Below are 3403 nucleotides of genomic sequence, written 5' to 3'. Positions count from 1 at the left end.
AAGCCAAACCTTGGGCTTTGCCCAAACCCACTGGGGAACTCTTCCCCAGACCCCCTTAATCGAACTCCCCAACCCCTCAATCCTTGAGGGGCTCCCTCGCCGGTAGGCAGCTCAAAAGGTGTTGCCTTTTGAGACACCAAGAGGGTCTTGGTGAAGTGAGTCTATCAACTCCTTATCCTCCCTTCGGTCCGGTACCGTTGACAGACGCCATACGGGCCTCTCTCGCCTTTGTAAGAGGTTGCCCCTAGTAAAAACCCTTAAAAAGCAAAAAAGACGCTTCTAGAGCGCCTCTCATTGTTTTAGCGATTAATTATTATTCCCCTTATTATTTTTTTGAAAATGTTCTTTGTAATATAAATAATCAACTTTATGTTTTGTGGACATTAATTGAGTCGCTAATATTGCGGTGTAAATTGTCGTCAATCCTAGTGCTACTACGGCTAATAAATTTAAATTACTTTTATTAATGCTACTGTTACTATTCATGAAAGCTCAACTCCCTTCTTTAAAACTAGATTTCTAAATATCAAAGATTTTTATTCGAACACCATCAATTCTCCCCTTGTTTTAGGGTGGAGGCTGGCAAGGGGGTTTGGGGGAAGCCCCCATATTGCGTAGATCCATAAGGCAAAAGAGAAAATTTATGAACGGAAGCTCTGGCGGTTTTGGCGGTATAATGGCTCGAGCAAGCCGATTTCCTGAATTCCTCGTTTTAGGTACGTCGGCTTGGCGAAAGTACAGCACCGCCAAAATTTCGGAATGCAAGGAGAAAAGGGTGGAGATTTTTCGGTGGTCTGTCCGAAAAATACTACCCGAACCTTGCGTGGAGAAAAGCCCTTTAGGAGATATAGAAGGGAACACAGAAAAAATGTTGATATATCAATGTTTTAGTTAAGGTAATGTGTCATAGCTTGTGACACGTATATGTGTCATAGCTTGTGACACATAGTTGAATTAAGATGTGTCATTTTTTGCTTGACTATAGTTCATTTTTGACCTATGATGTGTCATAAATTATACATATATGTATCACAGCTGATGATACATAACAAGGGAGAGAAGGATTCTATGCCAGCAGAGGTGCGTAAATTGGACGAGCAGAGAAAAATTAATGTTGAGTTAACCCCTGAACAACTTCAAATGCTTCAAAGACTTATTGATCTTGAACAGCAAGAAAACAAAGACAAAGAGCAATTTGAAGAGAAAAAGAAAAATCATAATTTCATCCAGCTTTATCGTGACAACATGCCAGAATTAAGATGGTTAATGGCAAATCATAACTTCGCAAGTTCTTTATTATTTTTTATCTTGGAACACATGGATAACAGAAATGCTTTAGCTTGTTCTTATGCAGTTTTTGAAGATTATTTTGGCAAATCAAGGTCAACAGTTTACAGAGCAGTAAAGCTTTTAGAGGAGAATGGATTTTTAAATGTTTTAAAAATGGGAACATCAAACGTCTATGTAGTGAACGAAGACCTTGCTTGGACAGATGGCAATGACAAAAAGAAATTTGCTAAATACGATGGTAAAATCCTTGTCAGCAAAAAGGAAAACAAGGACTTTGAATACAAAAGCCAATTTGATAAATTTAAAGCCCTTAGAGAACGTGAAAACTTAAAATAAAGCGAGTAGATAACTACTCGCCTTTCTTTATTTCAAGAGCATATTTGCCCTCATTTGAATCTTGGTCAACACTTGTAAAAACACCAATATCTTTTATTGGAATAAGAGTTCCAGAACCTAAATGAGGTCTCTTTCTATCCCTCATAAAAAGCATTAATTCTCCCTCTTGGTCTAGTTTCTCCAACTTCTCAACCAATTGTTTCACCTTCATCAGCGTTCCATCTCCATCCCTTTTTGCCTTTGTGGCTTCTCCATTTTTTCTAAAGAGTCCTGGACTAATTTATCTTGCCTATCATCCAGGAACTTGATTGTACTTCGGTCTACATCATTCATCCTCAAGAACGTTTTTACTCGGTCAAGTTGAGCGTGTAAAACTTTGCCCACCCTCTCTTTAAAAACAGAAAACTCCTTGCTGATCTGCACGAGTTTTCCCTTCAATTTTCCGTTCTCTAATTTCAATTCCCGATTCTCATTTTGGTAAGACCGGTTCTCAATTTTTAGAGTGTCCACCTGTTGTTTTAACTCCTTTTTCTCCTTCAACTGGTCATTATATTTATTAACGAGTCCATTGTACTTTTCTATCAAGTCTCCATAGTTCTTTACAATGTCTGTTTGCTTCACTTTTTGCAGTGCTTTTTTCTCTGCTAAGGAGTCTAAATTCTCTTCAATATCTTTGTAGTAATAGCGAATTTTATCTTGTCCAATTTGCATATCAGCTTTCAGCTGCGTAACTTCTTTTTGAGTCTTTTCCAACTCTTTCTGCAGATTCTCTGCTTGTAGCTGATAAGCCACACCATTGGTCGCATAATCGACTAGGCTTTTGTAGTCTTGTTCCTTCATTCCAACAAGCCCTAGAACCTTTTTAGCTTCGATATTCGCAATCGATTTCGATTTATCATCAATCTCTTGAATATGCCCCATTGTCCGCTCATATTTCTCTTGGGCTTCCTTCTCCATGCTTTGAAACGTTTGAGCCTTATATTTAGCCGTCTCCACGTGTTTACGGCTCGACGAGACCCCTCTTTCCAAATTAAAGTCATTTTGCTTCAGGTACTGATTAAAATCGTCCTGAAGACTCACCAGTTGCTTTTTCTGGCCAAAGAAATCTTTAGCCGATAGTCGGCCATCCTCCGTTACTGGAACGAAGCCTACGTGCATGTGAGGGGTTTTCTCGTCATAGTGAACAGTCGCATAGATTAAATTCTTTTCACCGTATCGATCAGCAAGGAACTCATGAGCCGTTTCAAAATACCTTTTCTGCTCTTTGGGTGAAATTTTATCGAAGAATTCCTTGTCAGAGGTAATTAAGAATTCAGCCAGCTTAACTGCATCTTTACGGATCTTTTTTCCAGAGGTCACATTGTCCTCAATTACTTGGCTAATTTTCTCGTTGTAATCAATCTGCCTTTGACCGTTTATCAAGTCATAATTCAGATGAGAATCAGCTTTATTGATGTCGGGATTCGTTTCACTTTCCCTCTCTCTTTGGTTGTGAAATTGAATCCCTTTTATCGCATTTGATTTCATTTTCTGCATTCGGATAATGGAGTAACTCATGGGGTACGCACCCTTTCTGAAAATCGATAGATTAATAGAAAGTGTAACACACTACACTTTGCACGCAAAGTTTCATGTGGTCTGCGACGCTAAAAGCCAAACCTTGGGCTTTGCCCAAACCCACTGGGGAACTCTTCCCCAGACCCCCTTAATCGAACTCCCCAACCCCTCAATCCTTGAGGGGCTCCCTCGCCGGTAGGCAGCTCAAAAGGTGTTGCCT

The 3403-nt window shown here is 39.6% G+C and carries 4 protein-coding genes; 1 reads left to right on the top strand and 3 read right to left on the bottom strand.

The window, feature by feature from the left end; all coding sequences use genetic code 11:
- Nucleotides 1–306: 306 nt before the first annotated feature.
- Nucleotides 307–486 (bottom strand): hypothetical protein, encoded by a 180-nt coding sequence (locus tag M3175_RS23815; RefSeq protein WP_001087698.1) that lies wholly within the window; start codon nucleotides 484–486, stop codon nucleotides 307–309.
- 582 nt (nucleotides 487–1068) lie between these two features.
- On the opposite strand from M3175_RS23815, the gene M3175_RS23810 reads away from it, so the two are divergent.
- Nucleotides 1069–1626, top strand: a complete 558-nt coding sequence (locus M3175_RS23810; RefSeq protein WP_048558832.1) for a replication/maintenance protein RepL — start codon at nucleotides 1069–1071, stop codon at nucleotides 1624–1626.
- 13 nt (nucleotides 1627–1639) lie between these two features.
- Here the strand turns inward: M3175_RS23810 and M3175_RS23805 are convergent, their stop codons facing one another.
- Both M3175_RS23805 and mobV read right to left on the bottom strand, forming a co-directional pair.
- Nucleotides 1640–1837, bottom strand: a complete 198-nt coding sequence (locus M3175_RS23805; RefSeq protein ID WP_048558833.1) for a hypothetical protein — start codon at nucleotides 1835–1837, stop codon at nucleotides 1640–1642.
- The gene (gene mobV, locus M3175_RS23800; RefSeq protein ID WP_251524390.1) at nucleotides 1837–3183 is read right to left on the bottom strand and encodes a MobV family relaxase; all 1347 of its coding nucleotides are present in this window, start codon (nucleotides 3181–3183) and stop codon (nucleotides 1837–1839) included. The genes M3175_RS23805 and mobV overlap by 1 nt, the downstream gene beginning before the upstream one ends.
- Between the last annotated feature and the right edge of the window lie 220 nt (nucleotides 3184–3403).

Origin of the sequence: Robertmurraya korlensis (genome assembly GCF_023715225.1) — a bacterium.
Taxonomy (GTDB): domain Bacteria; phylum Bacillota; class Bacilli; order Bacillales; family Cytobacillaceae; genus Robertmurraya_A.
This window is presented reverse-complemented; position numbering and strand designations above follow the sequence as displayed.

What these genes read in the sequence shown, in the direction of transcription:
- M3175_RS23815 (WP_001087698.1), bottom strand. Translation starts at nt 486, where the DNA reads ATGAATAGTAACAGTAGCATTAATAAAAGTAATTTAAATTTATTAGCC.
- M3175_RS23810 (WP_048558832.1), top strand. Translation starts at nt 1,069, where the DNA reads ATGCCAGCAGAGGTGCGTAAATTGGACGAGCAGAGAAAAATTAATGTT.
- M3175_RS23805 (WP_048558833.1), bottom strand. Translation starts at nt 1,837, where the DNA reads ATGAAGGTGAAACAATTGGTTGAGAAGTTGGAGAAACTAGACCAAGAG.
- mobV (WP_251524390.1), bottom strand. Translation starts at nt 3,183, where the DNA reads ATGAGTTACTCCATTATCCGAATGCAGAAAATGAAATCAAATGCGATA.